The sequence below is a fragment of the Lactobacillus sp. 23-2 genome (assembly GCF_044902225.1).
Lineage (GTDB): Bacteria > Bacillota > Bacilli > Lactobacillales > Lactobacillaceae > Lactobacillus > Lactobacillus absianus.
This window is the reverse complement of record NZ_JAOQBX010000003.1, coordinates 117,838-137,594: the sequence shown is the minus strand read 5'-3', so window position 1 is coordinate 137,594 and position 19,757 is coordinate 117,838. Positions and strand designations below refer to the sequence as shown.

Annotated in this window: 19 protein-coding genes, 1 pseudogene and 1 riboswitch; of the genes and pseudogenes, 17 read left to right on the top strand and 3 right to left on the bottom strand. The window is 50.0% G+C overall.

Features of this window, described 5'->3' with window-relative positions; translation table 11 throughout:
* From OCH80_RS02325 to OCH80_RS02295, 7 genes and pseudogenes are all read left to right on the top strand, one after another.
* Nucleotides 1–519, top strand: a pseudogene (locus OCH80_RS02325) (HNH endonuclease); the annotation flags it as partial.
* Between the two features lie 18 nt (nt 520–537).
* Nucleotides 538–1,074 carry an NAD(P)H-dependent oxidoreductase gene (locus tag OCH80_RS02320; protein ID WP_404537586.1) on the top strand — a complete coding sequence of 179 codons (537 nt, stop codon included), beginning with the start codon at nt 538–540 and terminating at the stop codon, nt 1,072–1,074.
* A 9-nt stretch (nt 1,075–1,083) separates the two neighbouring features.
* Nucleotides 1,084–1,410: a putative quinol monooxygenase gene (locus OCH80_RS02315; RefSeq protein ID WP_404537584.1), complete on the top strand. Its 327-nt coding sequence runs from the start codon at nt 1,084–1,086 to the stop codon at nt 1,408–1,410.
* A gap of 318 nt (nt 1,411–1,728) precedes the next feature.
* Nucleotides 1,729–2,688, top strand: coding sequence for an AAA family ATPase (locus OCH80_RS02310; RefSeq protein WP_404537582.1), 960 nt, complete (start codon nt 1,729–1,731; stop codon nt 2,686–2,688).
* Nucleotides 2,660–4,303, top strand: coding sequence for a VWA domain-containing protein (locus tag OCH80_RS02305; RefSeq protein WP_404537581.1), 1,644 nt, complete (start codon nt 2,660–2,662; stop codon nt 4,301–4,303). The genes OCH80_RS02310 and OCH80_RS02305 overlap by 29 nt, the downstream gene beginning before the upstream one ends.
* Before the next feature lie 193 nt (nt 4,304–4,496).
* Nucleotides 4,497–4,922, top strand: a complete 426-nt coding sequence (locus OCH80_RS02300; RefSeq protein WP_404537579.1) for a hypothetical protein — start codon at nt 4,497–4,499, stop codon at nt 4,920–4,922.
* Nucleotides 4,923–4,951: 29 nt separating this feature from the next.
* Nucleotides 4,952–6,976, top strand: coding sequence for a hypothetical protein (locus OCH80_RS02295; protein WP_404537578.1), 2,025 nt, complete (start codon nt 4,952–4,954; stop codon nt 6,974–6,976).
* Nucleotides 6,977–7,065: 89 nt separating this feature from the next.
* On the opposite strand, the gene dapF is transcribed toward OCH80_RS02295, so the two are convergent.
* Both dapF and OCH80_RS02285 read right to left on the bottom strand, forming a co-directional pair.
* Nucleotides 7,066–8,058 (bottom strand): diaminopimelate epimerase, encoded by a 993-nt coding sequence (dapF, locus tag OCH80_RS02290; RefSeq protein ID WP_404537576.1) that lies wholly within the window; start codon nt 8,056–8,058, stop codon nt 7,066–7,068.
* Nucleotides 8,059–8,069: 11 nt separating this feature from the next.
* Complete coding sequence (locus tag OCH80_RS02285; protein ID WP_404537574.1) at nt 8,070–9,428, bottom strand: aspartate kinase; 1,359 nt, start codon at nt 9,426–9,428, stop codon at nt 8,070–8,072.
* Nucleotides 9,429–9,671: 243 nt separating this feature from the next.
* A riboswitch (Lysine riboswitch) is annotated at nt 9,672–9,851 on the top strand.
* Between the two features lie 116 nt (nt 9,852–9,967).
* On the opposite strand from OCH80_RS02285, the gene dapD reads away from it, so the two are divergent.
* The 9 genes from dapD (at nt 9,968) to OCH80_RS02240 (ending at nt 17,788) form a co-directional block, all read left to right on the top strand.
* Nucleotides 9,968–10,681, top strand: a complete 714-nt coding sequence (dapD, locus tag OCH80_RS02280) for a 2,3,4,5-tetrahydropyridine-2,6-dicarboxylate N-acetyltransferase (RefSeq protein ID WP_154547367.1) — start codon at nt 9,968–9,970, stop codon at nt 10,679–10,681.
* 42 nt (nt 10,682–10,723) lie between these two features.
* The gene (locus OCH80_RS02275) at nt 10,724–11,875 is read left to right on the top strand and encodes an N-acetyldiaminopimelate deacetylase (RefSeq protein WP_404537571.1); all 1,152 of its coding nucleotides are present in this window, start codon (nt 10,724–10,726) and stop codon (nt 11,873–11,875) included.
* 78 nt (nt 11,876–11,953) lie between these two features.
* A complete protein-coding gene (gene dapA, locus OCH80_RS02270; RefSeq protein ID WP_404537569.1) occupies nt 11,954–12,883 on the top strand; it encodes a 4-hydroxy-tetrahydrodipicolinate synthase in 930 nt (309 codons plus the stop codon).
* Nucleotides 12,883–13,662 (top strand): 4-hydroxy-tetrahydrodipicolinate reductase, encoded by a 780-nt coding sequence (gene dapB, locus OCH80_RS02265; protein WP_404537567.1) that lies wholly within the window; start codon nt 12,883–12,885, stop codon nt 13,660–13,662. Before dapA ends, dapB begins: the two co-directional genes overlap by 1 nt.
* A gap of 18 nt (nt 13,663–13,680) precedes the next feature.
* Nucleotides 13,681–14,865 (top strand): aminotransferase class I/II-fold pyridoxal phosphate-dependent enzyme, encoded by a 1,185-nt coding sequence (locus tag OCH80_RS02260; protein ID WP_404537565.1) that lies wholly within the window; start codon nt 13,681–13,683, stop codon nt 14,863–14,865.
* Between the two features lie 210 nt (nt 14,866–15,075).
* The gene (locus OCH80_RS02255) at nt 15,076–15,705 is read left to right on the top strand and encodes a hypothetical protein (RefSeq protein ID WP_404537563.1); all 630 of its coding nucleotides are present in this window, start codon (nt 15,076–15,078) and stop codon (nt 15,703–15,705) included.
* Nucleotides 15,706–15,889: 184 nt separating this feature from the next.
* Nucleotides 15,890–16,336 (top strand): hypothetical protein, encoded by a 447-nt coding sequence (locus OCH80_RS02250; RefSeq protein WP_404537561.1) that lies wholly within the window; start codon nt 15,890–15,892, stop codon nt 16,334–16,336.
* Between the two features lie 267 nt (nt 16,337–16,603).
* Nucleotides 16,604–17,200 carry a peptidylprolyl isomerase gene (locus tag OCH80_RS02245; protein ID WP_404537559.1) on the top strand — a complete coding sequence of 199 codons (597 nt, stop codon included), beginning with the start codon at nt 16,604–16,606 and terminating at the stop codon, nt 17,198–17,200.
* 21 nt (nt 17,201–17,221) lie between these two features.
* On the top strand, nt 17,222–17,788 hold the full coding sequence (locus tag OCH80_RS02240; RefSeq protein ID WP_404537557.1) for an SLAP domain-containing protein: 567 nt from the start codon (nt 17,222–17,224) through the stop codon (nt 17,786–17,788).
* Nucleotides 17,789–17,847: 59 nt separating this feature from the next.
* Here OCH80_RS02240 and OCH80_RS02235 read toward each other — a convergent pair whose 3' ends face one another.
* Nucleotides 17,848–18,720 (bottom strand): LysR family transcriptional regulator, encoded by an 873-nt coding sequence (locus OCH80_RS02235; RefSeq protein WP_404537555.1) that lies wholly within the window; start codon nt 18,718–18,720, stop codon nt 17,848–17,850.
* A 159-nt stretch (nt 18,721–18,879) separates the two neighbouring features.
* Here OCH80_RS02235 and OCH80_RS02230 point away from each other — a divergent pair, with 159 nt between their 5' ends.
* Nucleotides 18,880–19,740: an aldo/keto reductase gene (locus tag OCH80_RS02230; RefSeq protein WP_404537553.1), complete on the top strand. Its 861-nt coding sequence runs from the start codon at nt 18,880–18,882 to the stop codon at nt 19,738–19,740.
* Nucleotides 19,741–19,757 lie beyond the last annotated feature (17 nt).

Here is a 19,757-nt window from a genome sequence, read left to right as displayed (position 1 = left end):
ACGTTCATGAACATTCTGCGCAAGCGGATCATGACCGCTTTCCCTGAAGCGTCTTGCCAGTATGGCTATCAGACTTTCTTTGAGCGCCAAAAATTCAATCTGCCAAAGGGACATTTCACGGACGCAATCGCAATCAGCGGGATCAAGTCAGTTGGTCAGATGCCGGAGACGGTGGCGATGATCAGCCAGTTCCGCAAAAAGAAGCGTTCGCTTCATGAGGCAACCGCCCGCAAAGGCAGAAAAGAACCAAACAGAACATCAAAACGCAATGCCAAGAACACAAAGTATGCCAGAGGATTATGGCTCAATGACTATGTACATGTCATCGGGACTAATCTTAGGGGCTATGTGCAGAGCTACCTGTCAAAAGGCGCTTATGTTCGCCTCTCAGATGGCTTAGGCAATTACGTAATCAAGGATGGCAAGAATTACATCAGTACAAAGCTCTGTAAGCTGATTACCCATAACGGCAACTGGCAAAAAACAGAGCAAAAGCTTTTGCTTTACGAATATAAGTAAGAAAGAAGGAAGGCAAAAATGAAGACGACAGTATTGCTATTTCACCCAAATTTGCCAGAATCAAGGGTAAATTTGGCACTGATAAATGGTCTGGATGATGATATTGAAGTGCGGGACATGTACGACCTGTATCCTGACTTTAAGATTGACGTTGCCGCTGAGCAAAAAGTCCTGCTTGAAGCTGACCGCATCGTGTTGCAGTTTCCGATGCATTGGTATGGGGCACCGGCTTTGACCAAACAGTGGGAAGATGACGTATTGGAATATGGCTGGGCATACGGGACTGGCGGAACTGCCCTTGAGGGCAAGGAAGTCGTCATTGCCGTATCGCCAGGGGCAAAAAACTATGGCAGGGACGGCTTTGCCAAATACACGGTTCATGAGCTGCTGCGGCCATTTCAAGCGACCAGCCGCTTGACCCATACCAGGTTCATCAAACCGTTCATCACTGACGGTGCGTCCTCAATTGCCGATGACGCGCTGGCCAGCCAAGTCGAAAAGTACAACGAATACCTGCACCAAGCACGCCTTGAAGCATTAGCGGATTTTGAATAGGAGAAACAAATGAGCTTAACTGTAAATCTGTATTACACTGGAGAAAATGGCAGCGCCCGCAAGTTCGCGGAAGAAATGGAAAGAAGCGGCGTAGCTGGCCGTATTCGGGCTGAGGAAGGCAACGAGCGCTATGATTACTTTATTCCAATGAACGACCCGGAAACCGTGCTGCTGATTGACAGCTGGCGCGATCAAGCGGCCTTGGATGCCCACCATGCTTCCCCAATGATGGGGGAATTGGCCGCGCTTCGTGAGAAGTACGACCTGCATATGCAAGTTGAGCGCTTTGTCACTGCCCCGGAAGCTGCAGGAGACGCGAAATTTATCCGCAAATAAGCAATCGTATTTTTGCCGTAAACGGTAACCAAATAGCCAATTTAATAAGCATGTCTTTGCTTTGAGTTAAAGACATGCTTTTTTGTTGCATTAACTTTTCGCCTGTTTTGTCAGAAAAAATAGCGAAAAAATTTCACGGAATTTTGGCCACCCGCAAGTCCGCTTCCTGACTGGAATCTAACAGAAAATGAATAGTGTAAAAGCTAGATCTGACAAGGGATCAGATCACTTTGGGCTGGGGTGGACAAGGGGCAAAAAATGTAGTTAAATTTTAGTCAAACCAGAACATATGATCGTGTATTTAGAAAGAGGTTTGCAATGAAGCTCAATTTAAGCCAAATCAGGGATGCCCTGATGAGTCAAAATTACCTTGCCAGCTCCGAGATGCTCCATGCCTTGTGGGCCAGCATCAGTCAAGACAGGCCGCTGCTCTTGGAGGGGGAGCCGGGGGTTGGCAAGACAGCAGTTGCCAGAGCCCTGGCTGACGGACTCCGGCTGCCATACTGCCGTGTGCAGATGTATGACGGATTGACTGATGACAAGATCCTCTATGATTACGACTATCAAAAGCAGCTTTTGATGCTGGAGCTGCTCAAGCCTAAGCTGGAACAGACCCTGGCGGGGCTTAGCCCAAGACAGGCCATGCAGTCGGCGAACCTGGCCGTTGACTTTTATGGACCCGACTTTTTGATCAAGCGGCCAATCTTAAAGGCCATCAGCGGCGATGGCCCGTGCGTGCTTTGCATTGACGAAATCGACAAGGCACCAGAAGAAGTCGAATACATGTTGTATGAATTTTTGGAGGACTACGCGCTGACCATCCCCCAGCTAGGGGAAATTAAATGTCCCGCCAATCAGAAGCCACTGGTATTCATTACTTCCAATGGCTACCGGGAACTCTCCGGGGCCTTGAGAAGGCGCTGCAATTACTTGTACATTGAGCGCAAGAGCAAGCAAGAGCTGACGGAAATTCTGATGAAGAAGGCAGCCGCAGAACCGGACTTGGCCAGAGGAATCGCCGCTGCCCTGTTTGAGCTTGGCCAGCAAGCAGAGTTGCTGCACTATCAACCCTCAATCGCTGAAGCAATTGCTTATGCCAAATTCTTGCAGGCAAACAAGCAGGCGACTAAGGAATTAGCCATGAACGCGCTGAGCATTCTGGTCAAGGACAGCAGAGACCTTGAACCAGTTTCAGAGATTTTGCAGAAATTTGGTGCCGGCATTTGGAACGGGAAAGGAGAAGTGGACGATGAATGGTCAGAGTTTCTTGCCCGCTGAGGTCATTGACTTAGGTATTTATCTGCAAAGTCTTGGCTATCAAATCCCGGCAGATTATGCTGAGCTGGTGTTCAAGTTAATGGGCGATGCCCCTTTCAATGAAACGAATCTGACCTTGGCAGCCTGCGAGCCGCTTTTAAAGACGGTCATGGTGAAGTCACAGCTTGAAGCCCGGTATTTCCACCAAGATTTCGCGGACTTTCTGCAACGGCGAAAATCGCTTAAGGCGGCTCATGACCGCTACCAAAACCGGCTGCGGGAAGAAGAACGGCAGCATCAGGAGTTTGCCTTGCAGCTGGCGGAAATTTCGCGGACCAAGCAAGCGTTGCTGGGCAAGGAGCTTAATGCGGCAGAAATGGTCGCGGCTTCTTCACGCTTAGCCAGCCAAATCCAGCAAGGCCTCAAGGCTGTTCAAGCTGACTACGAACTGGTCTTTGGAAAATGTCCAGAATATAAGCTGCTGCAAAATATGGCCGTCATTGCCGCCACAGGCAGTCCACGGCAGAAAGCAGCTTTGGCTGAAAAGCAGGATAGCCTGCGCAAGATTTTGCGTGGCGGCATGAAGACGGTAATGAGCACGGCAGATCCACTCGCCATGCTGGATGTAATCGCAAAGCAGGTCAAGCTGCTGGACCAGTTCCAGCAAAAGCGCCGCCGGCTTGCGCGGCAGATCGCGGAAAGCGATGCCAGACGCATGGAAATCCTGACGCAAGAACACAAGCTGGCAGATTCGGTCAAGCAAGCCAAGCAGGAAATGGACAGCTTGCTTAGCGGACTGGCGGCCGAAAGCATCAGCCAGCGGGCAATTGTCAAAACCCAGAGCCGTCATTCCCGCACTGCCTTCAATGAAGGGCGCTGCGGCGTGCTCTCTCTTGGCCAGGGAAACGCCTTGCTGGATAAGAGCTTCAACAGTCTGTCCCTGTCAGAGCAAGAAGAAATTCGCGACTATCTGCTGAAGAATGCCCGCAAGCTCAAGACCCGTTTTTTGCGAAGAATCCGGACCAGACAAAAGCAGCGGCTGGATGTAGCAGAAATCTGCAAAAAGGCCTGCCGCACTGGTGGGATTCCAATTGAGCTGGCCTATGTCAAGCCGAGAAGAAGCAAAAGCAAGATTGTCATGCTCCTTGACGTTTCCGGCTCTTGCCGCCAGGCCAGCGAAATGATGCTGACTTTTATGTTTTTCATGAAGGACGTTTTTGCTGGGGGATGCAAATCTTTTGCCTTTGTCAATTCGCTTTTTGACATTTCCAAGCTGTTTGACCAGCCAAATGCAGATAAGGCACTGCACAAGGTCCTGAATACGATTCCTACCCATGGCGTCTATTCAGACTATGGGCGGCCCTTGCGCGAACTACGGCAGGAATATTTGGCAGAGTTTACCAGAGAGACGATCGTGATCTGGATTGGCGACGCCAGAAACAACTTTCGTCCCACTGAAGCGGAGACTTTTAAGACTATCAGCCGAAGGGCAAAGAAAACGTACTGGCTGAACACGGAGGAAACAAATAAATGGAATACGGGGGACTCGGTTCTCGCGGAATATGCTCAATATGCAGATGAAGTTTTCTGCGTGCGCCGGCCCCGGGATCTGCTGAATTTCATCGATGCAATCTAAATTTTTTTGACAAGATCCCCCGGTGAAAAGGCCGTCGTAGAGCCATTCCTCATTTGGAGCTAATCTGCAGGAAGCTGGCAGCAGCGCCGTTGAAAGCGCTTGTGTCGTGAGTGGACAAGACTGAGATATCTGTATTTTAATGTGTTGCGTAAACCGATCAATCTTGATAATCGAACTCACGAAGGAGAAAAATATGAGCAAGATAAAAAGCGACGCAACCATGACTGATGATTTAGATTGCCTTGTCTCCCAGCTGCGCGAAGACGCGCGCAAAGCCGGCATCAAGCCGGATGAGCGCATCTACGTGTGGGTCAAGCCGAAAGTGAGCTTCAGTTCAGCTACCCGGAAATTTTCGGCGGTAATGGCCTGTCTGGTCATGCCAAAGGCAAGCAGCGTGACGATCAAGCTGCATAAAGCGGATGGGCAGCGTAAGCCAAAAGAAGTTCAACGCGATTTAATGGAAGGCATGCTAGTTATGATTGAACCAGATGGCAGCAATCCATTCAAAAGTCAGAAGGTGCTGAAGCAGATTATGCAGCCAGCGGAAGAAATGGCGCAGCGGCTCAACCAGCAGTTTAACGACTTCTTGAGAACCCATCCGGACAAAACACAGGACTGAAAGCACGGCAAACGAAAGAAGGGAAAAGCTTGATTTCAGAAAAAGGCGCAGTACTCATCGCCCTTGATCTGCTGAATGGCTATGAGAATGAGCTGGCTATCGATCCAGCGAAGATCAAGTGCCGCAAGTCGAATGCTGGAAACTATATGATTAATCTGCTGACCGATGATCCGCTTTTAAGCTTGGAAGCCGTGGTTACATCGGATGGCAGCATCATCAAGCTGGATTTCAGTGGACCTAAAGCTAAAGAAGGCCGGCACATGCACGCGAAAATGCTCGCAAAAATCCGCCAGCGGCTGGCCTTGGCAAAGCGGATTGGCTTTGACAAGCTCACCATGCTCAGAAGGATTTACCTCGAGTATCCTGATCTGGAAGAACAGGATTGTCATATCTACCGGAAGGGAAAAGACAAGATGCGCTATGATTTTCAAAGCTGCCAGCTGCTGGTGAAAGCAACTGGCGAGTTAAGCCTAGTTGCAAAGAGGCAGATTGAACCCGTGAAATACGTCCGTCAGCGGCTTGGCAGGATAAAAATCAATGGATTAGCACCGCTGACGGCATTGGAAGATGAGATGCAGCTGACAATTGAGGCTATAGCCGAACCAGAGGCCAAATTCCGGCTTAGAGAGTCACGCTTCAAAATTGCCAAGAGCTCTGATCCTCGACTGCTTGATGACGCTCTGGCGAGCCTGAAAGACGACTTGGTTGAAAATATCGTGCCCCAAGACTATGGAGAAGCAGAATTGCTCAAGATGACGGCAGAATTCTTAAGCCAATCCAAAGATTTGCTGACTGGCCTTGAGAAGGCCTGGCCGCTATTGGATACGGAAGCGGCCAAGCAGATGATTACGCCCGAACGGCTCAAGCGCTGGATCTGTTATCAGCTCTTGGACCAAGAGCGCCTCATTTCCTTCTTCAAGCAGTCAGCAGAACTTAAGGCGGGCAAATGTCGTCTTAGTCGCGGCAGGATTTATCTGCAGTTTCCAGTTCAGCCTGAGCAATTTCAGCTGCTGGATTCGCTGACACAAGAACAGGCCAGGATTATGGCTGACTATTTCCAAGACTTTGCCAATTGGGAGCAGGCAGAGCCCTGCAGTTATGTCGACCTGGATTTAGCCAGTGGACAATTTGAATTGGCGCCAGAAAAGGTCAAGATGCTCGAAAATTTTGAGCAGACCTTGCGGAAATGCAGCCAGTATCAGGAATTTCTGGACTGTTGCAGTGCTGATGGCCTGCAAGTAGCCAGCAGGTACTTGAAGGCCAAGGACCAGATTCAGGTGACTGCCACGGGAAAGTCGCGGAAAGCATATCAAGTCACCTTTGCGCTTGATGAGCACGCAGTGGATAGCTGCCAGGCCTTTCTGACCAGATGCTTGTCCAAAGAAGCGAGCTGGGAGGCCAAAATCGCCAAGCAGCTCTCTGAGCACAAATTGCTTGGGGACATCGTGGCTGTTGCCATTGCCAAGCTGGCCATGACCAACGAATATCGTATTACGGCTAAAAACGTGGTTAAGATTCTGCGCGATCTGTCCATTGACTTTTACGATGACTTGCATCCGACTGCTTATGACAAGCACTTCCGTCTTTTTAGCAATCAAATGATTGAAAGCCGGATCAAGCAAATGCTCAAGAGTGGACTGATCGCGGCGGAAGACCGCTGCTTATTGAGCTACCGGATCTATTATCAAGAACTGGTGCCAAGCAGCTTGACAGAAAGCTTTATCCAGCAGTCGCTTGCTAGCAAGGATGGCGAGCGGGAGACTGATTTCAAGCTTTGGCATGAGCTTGTCAATCTGCCTGATGAATTGGCCAGCGCCGACGCGCTGCTGATGCTCAAGCGCCTGATCGACCATCCAGCCGTCTTTTGCATGGCTGAAGAAGAGTGTGCCGCCTTCTTGCAGGGAAACCGTACGGTCTGCAGAAAGTACCTGACGCCGGCCATCACCTTGGAAGATGATCCTTTTAAGAAGAAATACCTGCGGCAGCTGCTTGCAAATTGCCGGCTGGTCAAGCAGGAGATGGCAGCTGAAAAGGAGGCTAAAAGCTTTATCTAAAATAAAAGAAAACATAAAAAATAGAGGATATCCAGCAAGTTAGATATCCTCTATCATAATTATTGTTATGTAAATAGTTTGGCTAAGGCTTAACTGACTGCAGGCAACTGATCGACGAAGCTCATGTAGGCAGCCTGTTCGCCAGTTTCCGTGATCTTAGCCGCATTTTGATCGACGCGGGCATGATGCAGGTCAGCTTCCGCGATTTCCACTTCATGGGTTTCAGTCGCGTTGCCGATCAACTCGATCCAATACTTGTGATCTTCGTTATGCAAGATGGTCTTAACCATGCCGCCAGGATTAAAGACGGTGATTGGCTGATTGAAATGGCCTAAATCAGGGTGGGTCAGGGCAAAGACCAGTGAGCTGGCCGACATCCCCGTCCCGCAAGCGTTGGTGAAGCCGACTCCTCTTTCAAAGGTGCGGACGAAGAGCTCATTTTCACCGCGGATGACGACGTAATTGACGTTGACGCCATCGGAGAAGTAAGGGTTGTCGCTGTTGAGGTAGGCCCCCAGTTCGCCCAAGACCGGGCTCGTCAGCTCCGCTTGCTTGATGAAGGTGACCAAGTGCGGGTTTGGCACGGCAAGCGCACTGAACTTCCAGCCGGGAACGAATTCTGGGACCAAAGTGTCTAAAAGACGTTCATGGCCCAGGTTGTCAAAAGGCAGGTCTTCCTTGGCAAACTTGACCGGTGAAATCTCGACCGCCATGGCTGACACGCCAGGGGCAAAATCAGGCTGGCGGCGGACTTGCAGATCCGTATACATGGTTTCAACCTTGAACTGGTCCTGTCCGGTCTTTTCGGACAAGTAGCGGGCCACGGTGCGCAAGCCATTGCCGCACATTGAAGCCTCACTGCCGTCGGCGTTGATAACCCGCATCTTGCCGAGCACCCCTGGATGATCAGACTGGCTGATTGCCAGAACGCCGTCAGCACCGCCTAAAAGGCCCGTTTCCGGGTCAGTCAGCTTGATCGTCAGTGCTTTAAGCTCTGCGTCGCTCAATGGCTGCTTGAGCGCGGTTTGGTCCAAGATGAAAAATTGATTTTGTGAGCCGTGAACCTTCAAAAGCTTGGTCATAATTGTCTCCTTTAACGCTTGAAAAAGTAGTCGTAGATCGCCTTAACCGCCCGGTCAGCGTCTTCAGTGGTCGTCCCGATCATGATCGAGATTTCTGATGAGCCTTGGTTGACCATGCGCAGAGAAATCCCTTGGGCAGCGACTGGAGTGGCAATATCGCGCATGACGCCGATATGATTCTTCATGCCTTCGCCAACGATCATGATAATGGCGTAGTCGTTGATCCATTCCAGGTGGTCAGGATTGATTTCAGTTTGAATGTCATCGCAGACTGAATCGATGATTTCATCACTCAGCTTATTCTTGTCAAAGATAATGGTCAAGTCGTCAATCCCAGTTGGCATGTGTTCGTAGGAAAGGCCATATTTGCTGAGGATGTTCAGAATCCGGAGGGTAAAGCCAACTTCCTTGTTGATGAGGTACTTGTGCAGGTAAAGAGCCGCGAAGTGCTTGCTGGACGCGATCCCAGTCATGATATGTTCAGGCTTGAAGTGCTTTTCCGGAACGATCATAGTCCCACGTTTTTCAGGGTGCTGGGTGTTTTTGACGTTGATTGGGATCTGCCCCTGGATAGCAGGAATCAAGGCCTCATCATGAAAGACTGAAAAGCCAGCGTAAGACAGTTCACGCATTTCCCGGTAAGTCATGGTCTGGATTGGCAACGGGTGGTCGACTACGGCTGGGTTGGCGGAGAAAATCGCGTCAACGTCGGTAAAGTTCTCATAGAGATCGGCATGGAAGCCCCGGGCAAGAATGGCCCCGGTAATGTCAGAGCCGCCTCTGGAGAAAGTAGCAATGTGGCCAGCCAAGGTATAGCCATAAAAGCCAGGGAAGATCAGTTTTTCGTCAGGCTCATATTCAAAGTTCTCCAGGGCCTGGTAGCTTTCTGGAGCGATAGACGCATTGTTGGGTGAGCCAGTTACCGTCAAGCCGGCGGCTTTTGGATCAACGAAGCGGGCCTTTACGCCCTGCTCGTTCAAGATGATGGCGATCAATTGGGCATTCAGACACTCGCCATGGGCCTTGAAGGCGGCCATCAGGTATTCGTTGTTTGGATAGTTGCCATTTGGCAGGGAAAGCAGAATATCGCGCAGATGTGAGATTTTGCCTTCTTCTACGCCAAAGTAGTGGCCAATTTCTACATAGCGCTGGAAGATTTCCTCAACCGTAGCGCTGGCGTTTTCGCCGTCAATGATTTGTTTGGCATATCTGATCAATAGGTCGGTAACTTTGATATCGCCTGCGTGACGCTTGCCGGGCGCAGAAGTTACTACGATCCGCCGTTCTGGATCACTGGTGATAATCTTGAGGGCGTTGGCAACGGCAGGACCGCTGGCCAAGGAACTGCCCCCGAATTTTACAACTTTCATGTGAAAAGCACTCCTTAGTTCAAAAAGACTTTAATCAATTTTTAAGCTATGTAGGACAATAGCATGATTTTTTCTAATTTGCAAAATATATTCTGCAATTCATCAGGCTGAAATCCGCCGCGATCCGCTCCAGGATTGGGATCTTGCCAGGTAAATATTTTTTCTGCAAAGGAAAAATTACACGTGCTATTAAAAAGGCATGAAAAATACATTGACAAGCTCACAAAATTAAACTAGACTGTAGGCAATTGAAGAGGCGCAGCCAACATCAGTAGCGCGGGAGAGCCGGCCAGGTTTTGACCCCACGTGAAAGGGGCGGTTGCCGAAGCGTTTGTCGAGATGGCTAGGGCAAATTGGCTGGGTTGCAGTTGAAGAAGTTGCAGACTGTCGCAGGGAATTTACCTGCGTTGCGCTTGCAATTGACGGATTTAATGATGAATTTATTCAAGCTCCAGATTGCGTAAGCAACCCGGGGCTTTTTATTTGTCAATTTCGCGGGCGCTCCCAAATTAAATGGAAATTTGAAAGAGGTTAACAAAATGGCAGAATTAGACGCACAAAGCATTATCAACTACATTGGCTCCGCGCCAAAGAAGACTCCGGTCAAGGTTTACCTGCGCGGTGAAGGACTGGATCAGCTGAGCTTTCCAGAAGGCACGGATCCTTTTGTAGAAGCAAAGACCGGCGTGGTCTTCGGGGACTGGAAGGATCTCAAGCCTTTCCTTGAGGAGCACAAGGGTGACTTTGCTTCCGTCCGGGTTGAGAACAACGCGCGCAACTCTGCCGTGCCAATGCTTGACATCAAGGAAGTCAATGCCCGCATCGAACCAGGTGCCTTTATTCGCGACCAAGTCGTGATCGGTGACAATGCTGTCATCATGATGGGGGCCGTAATCAATATCGGGGCAGAAATTGGCGAAGGGTCAATGATTGACATGGGCGCCGTGCTTGGTGGCCGGGCAATCGTTGGCAAGAACTGCCACATCGGTGCCGGCACTGTCTTAGCTGGGGTAATTGAGCCAGCATCCGCTGAGCCGGTTCGCGTGGACGACGACGTCCTGATCGGGGCCAATGCGGTCGTACTTGAAGGCGTTCATGTCGGCGAAGGCGCCGTGGTGGCTGCTGGTGCGGTGGTTACCAAGGACGTGGCCCCGCACACGGTGGTCGGCGGCGTGCCAGCCAGAGTCTTGAAGCAAGTCGATGAAAAGACGGAAAGCAAGACCGGTCTTGAAGAAGACCTGCGCAAGCTTTAAGGATGACAGAAGAAGTTCAGCAATATTAAGGAAGTTTTTGAAATGGCAGCTTTGACAGAAGAAGAGCTGATTCAGATCCGGCGTCACTTGCATGAGATCCCTGAATTGGCCCTGCAAGAAAAGGAAACCCACGCTTACTTATTAGACGTGATCAAGCAGATGAAGCAGGACTACCTGACCATCAGAGAGCCAGCGGAATTGCCAACCGCCCTCATGGTCTTGGTCAAGGGGAGTCAGCCCAAGCGCACGATTGGCTACCGGGCGGATATCGATGCTCTGCCGGTTGAGGAAGAAACCGGCCTGCCATTTAAATCCAAGCATCCCCATGTGATGCATGCCTGCGGGCACGACATCCACATGACCGTCGCCCTGGGCATATTGAGCTATTTTAGTGAGCATCAGCCAAAAGACAATCTGCTGTTTTTCTTCCAGCCGGCTGAAGAGAGCGAAAGCGGCGGCAAGCGGGCATATGAACTGGGCTTGTTCTCAGGAGAATGGAAGCCAGACGAGTTTTATGGGCTTCATGACAATCCCGGCTTGCCAGCAGGAGCGATTGGCTGCTTGAACGGCACCCTTTTCGCGGGCACGACGGAAGTCAATATCGATGTTTGGGGCAAAGGCGGGCACGCAGCCTTTCCGCATCAGGCCAAAGACGCGGTCGTTGCCGCGGCATCCTTGATCATGCAGATACAGACCATCATTTCCCGCAGCATCGACCCGATTCAAAGCGGGGTTGTGACCCTGGGCAAGGTAGAAGCTGGCAGCATCCGCAATGTGATTGCCGATCATGCCCGCGTCGAAGGCACGATCCGGGGGCTGACGCAAAAGATGATCGAGCTGATCGACCAGCGGCTGGCTGAGATCTGTCACGGAATTGAGCTCAGTTTTGGGGTCAAAGTGGACTTGGGGCTTAACCAAGGCGGCTATTGGCCAGTAGAAAACAACCCGGAATTGACCGCCAACTTCATTGATTACATGAAGGGGCAGCCAGACGTTGAATTCATCGAAACCAAGCCAGCAATGACGGGTGAAGACTTCGGCTTCCTGCTTGCCAAGTTCCCAGGCACCATGTTCTGGCTGGGAATCGACGATGATTCTTCGCTTCACTCAGCCACGCTCAAACCCAAAGAAGAAGCCATCTATAAGGGCGTGACCGCCATCAACGGCTTTTTGAACTACCGGATGGACCAGTAAAGCGCTACTAACAACAGTACGACAGTAAATATTAAGAAAGCACAACAGCGAAAAGCAGATACGCTAGGAGAAGAACAAATGAACAATCAATTACAAGATTCTGACTTGCTTACGGCCATCATTACCCCATTTGACGCGGACAACCACATCGATTTCAAGGTTTTGGCACAGTTGACTAACCGCTTGATTGACCAGGGATGCAACGGCTTCGTTATCGGCGGGACCACGGGTGAAACCCCAACCCTGACTCATGATGAAAAGATCCAGCTCTACACTGAATTTGGCAAGATCGTTGGCGGCCGCGTGCCCGTAATTGCCGGGACTGGCTCAAACAACACCGCTGAAACTATTGCCTTTACCCAAGAAGTTGCACAAATTCCTGGGATCGACTATGCTTTGGTTGTGGTTCCGCCATACAACAAGCCAAACCAAAAGTGCATGAAGGCGCACTTCACGGCCGTGGCTGACAATGTCGACATCCCAGTCATCATGTACAACATCCCCGGCAGAACAGGCGTCAAGATGGAAGTCTCAACCATTCTTGAACTGGCTCAGCACCCTAACATTGCAGGGATCAAGCAATGTGCTTCTTTGGAAGAGATCGAAGAGATCGTTGACAAGCGTCCAGCCAACTTTGCCCTTTTCACCGGCGAAGATGCCCAAGCCCTGACAGCTCGCGTGCTCGGCGCGGACGGCGTCATTTCCGTTGCTACCCACGTTTACTGCGAGAAGATGCGCCGGATGTATGATGACCTGTACGCGGGCAACTATGCTTCAGCTGGTCGGCTGCAAAGATGGCTGACCCCGCGGATGAGCGCCTTGTTCATGTTCCCGTCACCATCTCCTGTAAAGGCAGTCTTGAACGCCCAAGGCTTTGCCGTTGGCGGCTGCCGGCTGCCGATTCTGTCACTGGACGATGAAGACAAAGAACAATTGGCTGCGGCTCTTGGCTTGCCAGCGGATGCCCTGTCAAAGAATCTGCCACTTGAGTTAGGAGAAATTGCATAATGACAAAAGTATTGATTGCTGGTTTTGCTGGGTCAATGGGCCAGCAAGCCGTTAACTTGGTCAACAGTCTGCCAGGCTTTGAAATCACGGCGGGCTTGGCGCATACCTTGAAGAGTCAGAACCCGGAAGACTACCAGCTACCCGCAGCGGCGAAAATTTTTACCAACAGAGCAGACATTCCAGCTGGGATCGCTGATGTGTGGGTAGACTTCACGGTGCCGTCAGCTGTTTATGGCAATGTCAAGTTTGCTTTAGAACATGGCTTTCGCCCTGTAGTCGGCACGACTGGCTTGACTGACGAGCAGGAAAGCGAATTGCTGGCCTTGTCCAAGGAAAAGCATTTGGGCGGCCTGATCGCGCCAAACTTTGGCATGTCAGCCGTGTTGCTGATGAAGTTTGCCAAGGAAGCAGCCAAGTACTTCCCAGACGTTGAAATCATCGAAATGCATCATGAGGACAAGAAGGATGCCCCATCCGGCACGGCCTTGAGCACTGCTAAAATGATCGCGGAAGTCCGTGAGCCTCACCAAACTGCCCCTGATACGACTGAAAGCCTGGCTGGCGCCCGCGGTGGCGATTATCAGGGAATCAAGATTCACGCCGTTCGTCTGCCAGGCTACATCGCTCATGAGCAGGTGCTTTTCGGCGGCAAGGGTGAAGCTTTGACCATCCGCCAGGACTCATTTGACCGCGGCTCCTTCATGAGCGGGGTCAAGGTAGCCCTGGAACGGGTCGGCGAGCTGGATCAGCTTGTAGTTGGCTTGGAAAATATCTTGTAATAGGAAAGAAAGCGCAATATGCCAGAATTGAATCCAAATTTGCAAAGCTTAGGCAACCAAAACTTGGCCAAGATTGCCCCTTCGGCGATCCGGGCTTTTGACGAGGAAATTTCCGCTATCCCCGGGATCATCAAGCTGACCCTGGGTGAACCTGACTTTTCCGTTCCAGAGCACGTCAAGCAAGCCGCGATCCACGGAATTGAAAACAACGACTCGCACTATGGCCCATCTAAAGGAAAGCTGGCCCTGCGCCAAGCAATCAGTTCATATCTCGAAGATACCAGAAGCGTGCACTATGATCCGGAAACTGAGGTCATTGTCACTGATGGGGCAACCGAAGCCATTACGGCAGCCCTGATCGGACTCTTGAATCCAGGCGACAAGGTGCTGGTGCCAACTCCAGTCTTCTCTTTGTACTTCACCAATATTGAGATGGCTGGCGGGGAAGTCGTGATGATCGATACTTCCGCTGACGGCTTCCTGCTTACTCCTGAGCGCCTTGAAGCTGAAATTGCCAAAGAAGGTCCAAAGGTCAAGGCCATTATGCTGAACTACCCATGCAATCCAACAGGCCGGACCTACACCAAGGCAGAACTGAAAGCTTTGGCCAAGGTCTTGAAGAAGCATGGCATTTTAGCAATTACTGATGAAATCTACAGTGAGCTGACTTATGACCAAGAGCATTATTCTCTGGCAACGCTCATCCCTGACCAAGTTCTCCTGATCAGCGGCTTGTCCAAGTCACACGCCATGACCGGCTATCGCCTGGGCTACCTGGCTGGGCCAGCCGGCTTGCTGGTGCAAGTGGCTAAGGCTCACAGCTTCATGGTTACCTGCGTGGACAACATTGCCCAAGACGCTGCCATTGAGGCTTTGACAAATGGGCGAGACGATTCAAAGCTCTTCCGGGAAGCGTACCGCCGCCGGCGCGATCTGATGGTTGCCGGCTTGACCAAGCTTGGCTTCAAGATGGCTGTGCCACAAGGCGCGTTCTATATTTTTGCCAAGATTCCAGACCAGTTTGGAACGGATGACTTTGCCTTTGCCAAGGATGTGGCTAAGAGGGCCAAGGTTGGCTTGATTCCGGGCTCCGTCTTTGGTGCTGGTTCAGCAGGCTATGTTCGCTTGTCCTATGCGGCGTCAGATGAGAACATCAAGCAGGTTCTGCAGAATCTCCAGCAGTACGTCGCGGACTTGAGCTAAGACGCTGCTTGTTAATATTTCCTTTAAAATCAGAATTATTTGCGGCAGATTTTACGTGAAATCCAAGGCCGCACGAGATAAAAGAACAGTCGTCTGCTAAGACAGCTGTTCTTTTTTGTGGCATCAGCCAGCTAGTTGTACAATAAAAATAACTGGAATCAGAGACAAATAGGAAATATTGCAGAATAAGATGAAAAGGAAGGCGCAAGTATGAGCGAAAACGCTGATCAAGGCCGGCAGCCCAGCAGAGCTGAAGTTGCCCGTCAGGTATTAAGTGACCCAGTCCGCTGTCAGGATCTTTTGGGAAGAATTTTTCCAGACCGGGAAATCGCGGCAGTTGAAAATATCCGCCGGGTCGACATTCCAAGTGGACAGGACTGGATTCACTGCCTGCGGATGAACGTGTATGCCTCTGGCAAAGAGCAGATGGTCTTTTATGACCTGCTCTTAGGGCTCTCCGACGTGAGCGACATGCAGGATGATCATATTGCCAAGCTGATCAGATACTGCCGGGACTGGATGTGGCTGAACGACCGGCCATCTCATGAGGGAAGAACCCTGATCATCCTTTTCAGCACAGAAAAGCTTTTTGACGGAAAGCACTGCGAGTATGACTTTAACGGCATGACTGATTTAGAGACCGGCGCGCGCCTTGATACGGGGACGGAGTACATTATGCTGACGCCGAAAGGCAAGCAGAGCGAGATTGACCCAAAGCTGGCCAATGTCCTGAATCTATTTGAACATGTGGTAGCCAAGGGCGACCCGTTGGTTGATGAATTCGTCCGCCAGAACGAGCTGCTGAAGCAGCAAATTGCCGCTGGTGCCGAAAAAGCTTAAACAGCTTAAGGATCTTCACGCATCTTTTTCGGGAAGGCTTGCCAAAGGGGGATGCGCTTTTATGATGGAAATGAGAGGAATAATTACCCAATAGATAGAAGGAGTTTGAGTCAACATGTATGATGGCAGCGACAAGGAGCCAAGCGAGAACAGAAATGAAAGCAAGCAGCAGAAAAGGTACAAGATGACGGGGAAGCAGATCCGCTTGCTCAAGCATTTGAACCAACTTGGGCCAATGATCAGCAACTGCGGGAAATTAGTCTCAACCGCATATCTCTGCTTGTTCATTTACGGTTTTTTTGCACCAAGAAAGCAGTTTGGCGTGCGTTTTGTGGTTTTCCTGGCAACGCTTGTTGCAGCCTTTTTGGCTAGGGCCAGCGTGGGCGGACTGCATCATTTCTTCAGAGTCGGCAATGATTTTGGCCAGAACTTTAGAGCAAATTTCTTTGATTTGCGTTGGTTGCCGCTGAGCAATTTTATACTTTCGACTGGCCTGATTATCATAGAAATGGTAAGCAATTCAGTGATTTTTTGGGATATTTTTGTTTACTTGCTCAACGTGATCTTCTGTTTTGGCAGCCTCTGGCTGATGAACAACTTTGCGGACGTGACTATTCTAGAAGACAAGTAAAGTCTCAAGCTCAGATCAATATGGTAAATAGCAAAATAAGCTCGAAAACGGTGATCATTAGCCGTTTTTGGGCTTATTTTTGTTATCGAGTCCTTTAGTAAGCAGAAAAAGCAGATCATGAAGCTGAACGGCCACCTTGGCAAAAAAGTTGAACGCGGTTCAATCCGGTTAGGCTGGATATATGATAAAATAGAATATCTGAAGGCGAATAAATCGCTTTAAAGCGGACCGCCAATTTCGAGTAGATTTTAAACAAGGAGTACAAATATGTCTGATAAAGAAATTTACCCACAACTTGACCTGGAAAACGCCAAGGGCCCTAAGGCAATCATTAAAACCAACCACGGCGACATCCACATTCAATTGTTCCCTGAGGAGGCGCCAATGACGGTTGAAAACTTTGTGCGCCTTGCCAAGAAGGGCTACTACGACGGCGTGATCTTCCACCGCGTGATCAGCGACTTCATGATCCAAGGTGGTGACCCAGATGGTACTGGCATGGGTGGTCAAAGCATCTGGGGCCATGCCTTTGAGGACGAATTCTCAAACGTCTTGTTCAATCTGCGTGGTGCCTTGTCAATGGCGAACGCTGGTCCCAACACCAACGGTTCACAATTCTTCATCGTGCAGAACAAGAATATGCCAAAGCGTTTCATTTCCCAATTGCGCGAGGCCAAGTTCCCAGAGCCAATCATCAAGGCCTACAAGCAAGGCGGTACGCCATGGCTTGACCACCGGCACACTGTTTTTGGCCAAGTAACTGATGGCATGGACGTGGTTGACGAAATCGCCAAGGTAGAAAAAGACGGCAACGATAAGCCACTTGAAGACGTAGTTATCAAGACGATCGCGATCGAAGACTAATTAAAGAAGGGTGCATAGAAATTGAAGAAAGCTACAATCAGAATCGCCGCGGCATTTAGCTTCTTATCAGCACTGATTTTTGTCCTGCCGGCAGCTACTAAAACCAGCGCAAGCACGGACAAGCCATTTTATAAGAATGCGATGATCAATACTTACGTTTATGATCAAAATGGCAAGCGGACTAAGGATAAGAAGATTATTGCCGGTTCCGCTGTTGGTTGCTACAGCACTTTGATTTTTGTCAACAACCGTCCGCTGATCATGATCGGCAAGAACAAATTTGTGGCTTACAAGAACGTGGTCGGCGTTGACTGCCAGCTCAAGCATAATGCCTATATTTACTCCAGTAAGGGCAATCGGCGCAAGTACTCTGGTACTTTGCACAATAAAGGCTATGTCACGGTGTATGGCGACAAGCGCAAGATCAAGAACAGCTACTACTATTCAATCGGGGTGGGCTTGTTCGTTAAAGCCGGCAACGTGAAAGTTCCAGTCGTTAAGATCCCTTCCGGCAACGGCCAAGCGGCTCCTGACGCGGCAAGCAATGAGACCTCAACTGATACCACAGTCAGCGTTAACGTTCAGTAAGACAATTTCTAGCACAAGCAAATAAGCATTGTCTGCAAGAAGCAGGCAATGCTTATTTTTTATTTCGTTTTATCCAGCTTAGACCAGCTGTCGATCATTTTTCGGATAAACGGTCTGACGCGGGATCGGTTTTCTTTTAAATAGATTGCGTAGAAATCGATTCGGTTCTTTGGATCAACGATCGGGATGGTCACGCGCTGGTCATCACGATCATGTATCTTGAGAGAGTCAGTGATATTGGAACTAAAAGTAGGAAAGTTTGAGTAGCGTGAAAGCTCATTCAAGGCACTAAGATCGTCTTGATAGAGGAAGTGCGCGTTGGGGATGCATCCCTCTGCCAGTTGCTTCCAGGGCCCGATATCCTGCAAGACTAAAAAGCTGGTATTGGCCAGTTCCTTAAAGCTGACAGACTTGCGGACAGCAAGCGGCATAAACTTATCAAGATTGACAAAAAGCCACTCTTGGCCCAAATAGATCGATTCCAGCTGGTCAGTTTGGATTTCCCGCGTGCCGATTGCGACAGTAGCTTGATAGTCAGTCAGCGTTTTGGTAATCTGCTCTTCTGCCAAAAGCTGATCTTGAAAGTGGATGTCGCTTGGGTTAGCCAAAGACTTGGCTAGAAGCAAGGGACCTGGCGCGACTGACGCCAGCAAGAAATTGCCTGTTTGACTCCCAAAATTGCGGATAGCACTGACCGCGCGTGCTTCCTCTTTTAGCAGCTTATCTGCATAATCTGCGGCCAACTTGCCGGTGTCATTTAACTTGATCCGGTTGCCAGTCCGATCAAAAATCGGGGTAGCCAGCAGCTTTTCCAGCTTTTGCATCCCCCGGGTAACCGTCGGCTGGGTCAAGTGCAGCTCTTCTGCCGTCTTGCTTAAAGTGCCGGTTTTGGCAAAAGTAGCTAATTCCAGCCATAATTGTGGGTTGATCATCGTGCTTCCTTCTTTCTAAAGCCTTTCGCGTTAATTCAAGTATACATCAAACGCATACTGACATAAACAAGCGGCATTTTTCAGGTTCCGCTTGTTCATCTATACTGATAATCGTCAAGAAACAAACAATCAATTCTCAGCAGCAGGAGGAAATACGCAATGCAATACGTATCATTAAATGACGGGAACAAAATGCCCCAACTTGGTTTTGGAGTCTTTCAAATCAATGACTTGAGCCTTGCCGAGCAAGCAGTGAGCCAAGCCATTGAAGTCGGCTACCGCCTCTTTGACACGGCAGCAGCCTATGGCAATGAAGCAGCCGTAGGGAAGGCGATTGCCAAGTCAGGCCTGCCACGTGAAGACTTTTTCGTAACATCCAAGCTGTGGGTTGACCACGCCAGCTATGAGAAAGCCAAGGAAGGAATTGACGATTCTCTGAATAAGCTTGGCATGGACTATCTGGACTTATACTTGCTCCATCAACCATATGGCGATGTCGTGGGAGCTTGGCAGGCCCTTGAAGAAGCACAAGCCGCCGGCAAGATCCGGTCAATTGGCGTATCCAATTTCTACGCTGATCAGATCAAGAATCTGGAATTGATGAGCCGAGTGCAGCCAGCAGTCAACCAAATCGAAGTCTCTCCTTGGTACCAGCAAGCCTGCGAAGCTGCCTTCATGCAAGGGGAAGGGATTGCTGTCGAAGCTTGGGCACCGTTTGCCGAAGGCAAGGGCGGTATCTTCACCAATGAACAAATCGCGCAGATCGGTCAAAAGTATGGCAAGAGCAATGGCCAGGTTATCCTGCGTTGGCTCCTGCAAAGAGGAATCATTGCCATTCCCAAGTCAGTCCACTATGAAAGAATGGCTGAAAACTTTGCCGTCTTTGACTTTGAATTGACTGACGCGGAAATGAGCTTGCTGAAGACCCTGGATAAGAATGAAAGCCAGTTTTTCTCCCACCGGGATCCAGCAGCGATTGAGTCTATTTTTGGCGCAAGCCTGCGTGCCCTAAGAAATTAACGCAAGCAAAGACAACA

Coding starts and splice junctions, on each gene's coding strand:
- OCH80_RS02315 (WP_404537584.1), top strand. CDS start 1,084: ATGAGCTTAACTGTAAATCTGTATTACACTGGAGAAAATGGCAGCGCC.
- OCH80_RS02275 (WP_404537571.1), top strand. CDS start 10,724: ATGGCAGCTTTGACAGAAGAAGAGCTGATTCAGATCCGGCGTCACTTG.
- dapA (WP_404537569.1), top strand. CDS start 11,954: ATGAACAATCAATTACAAGATTCTGACTTGCTTACGGCCATCATTACC.
- OCH80_RS02260 (WP_404537565.1), top strand. CDS start 13,681: ATGCCAGAATTGAATCCAAATTTGCAAAGCTTAGGCAACCAAAACTTG.
- OCH80_RS02310 (WP_404537582.1), top strand. CDS start 1,729: ATGAAGCTCAATTTAAGCCAAATCAGGGATGCCCTGATGAGTCAAAAT.
- OCH80_RS02300 (WP_404537579.1), top strand. CDS start 4,497: ATGAGCAAGATAAAAAGCGACGCAACCATGACTGATGATTTAGATTGC.
- OCH80_RS02320 (WP_404537586.1), top strand. CDS start 538: ATGAAGACGACAGTATTGCTATTTCACCCAAATTTGCCAGAATCAAGG.
- OCH80_RS02255 (WP_404537563.1), top strand. CDS start 15,076: ATGAGCGAAAACGCTGATCAAGGCCGGCAGCCCAGCAGAGCTGAAGTT.
- OCH80_RS02250 (WP_404537561.1), top strand. CDS start 15,890: ATGACGGGGAAGCAGATCCGCTTGCTCAAGCATTTGAACCAACTTGGG.
- dapB (WP_404537567.1), top strand. CDS start 12,883: ATGACAAAAGTATTGATTGCTGGTTTTGCTGGGTCAATGGGCCAGCAA.
- dapF (WP_404537576.1), bottom strand. CDS start 8,058: ATGACCAAGCTTTTGAAGGTTCACGGCTCACAAAATCAATTTTTCATC.
- OCH80_RS02230 (WP_404537553.1), top strand. CDS start 18,880: ATGCAATACGTATCATTAAATGACGGGAACAAAATGCCCCAACTTGGT.
- OCH80_RS02235 (WP_404537555.1), bottom strand. CDS start 18,720: ATGATCAACCCACAATTATGGCTGGAATTAGCTACTTTTGCCAAAACC.
- dapD (WP_154547367.1), top strand. CDS start 9,968: ATGGCAGAATTAGACGCACAAAGCATTATCAACTACATTGGCTCCGCG.
- OCH80_RS02285 (WP_404537574.1), bottom strand. CDS start 9,428: ATGAAAGTTGTAAAATTCGGGGGCAGTTCCTTGGCCAGCGGTCCTGCC.
- OCH80_RS02305 (WP_404537581.1), top strand. CDS start 2,660: ATGAATGGTCAGAGTTTCTTGCCCGCTGAGGTCATTGACTTAGGTATT.
- OCH80_RS02245 (WP_404537559.1), top strand. CDS start 16,604: ATGTCTGATAAAGAAATTTACCCACAACTTGACCTGGAAAACGCCAAG.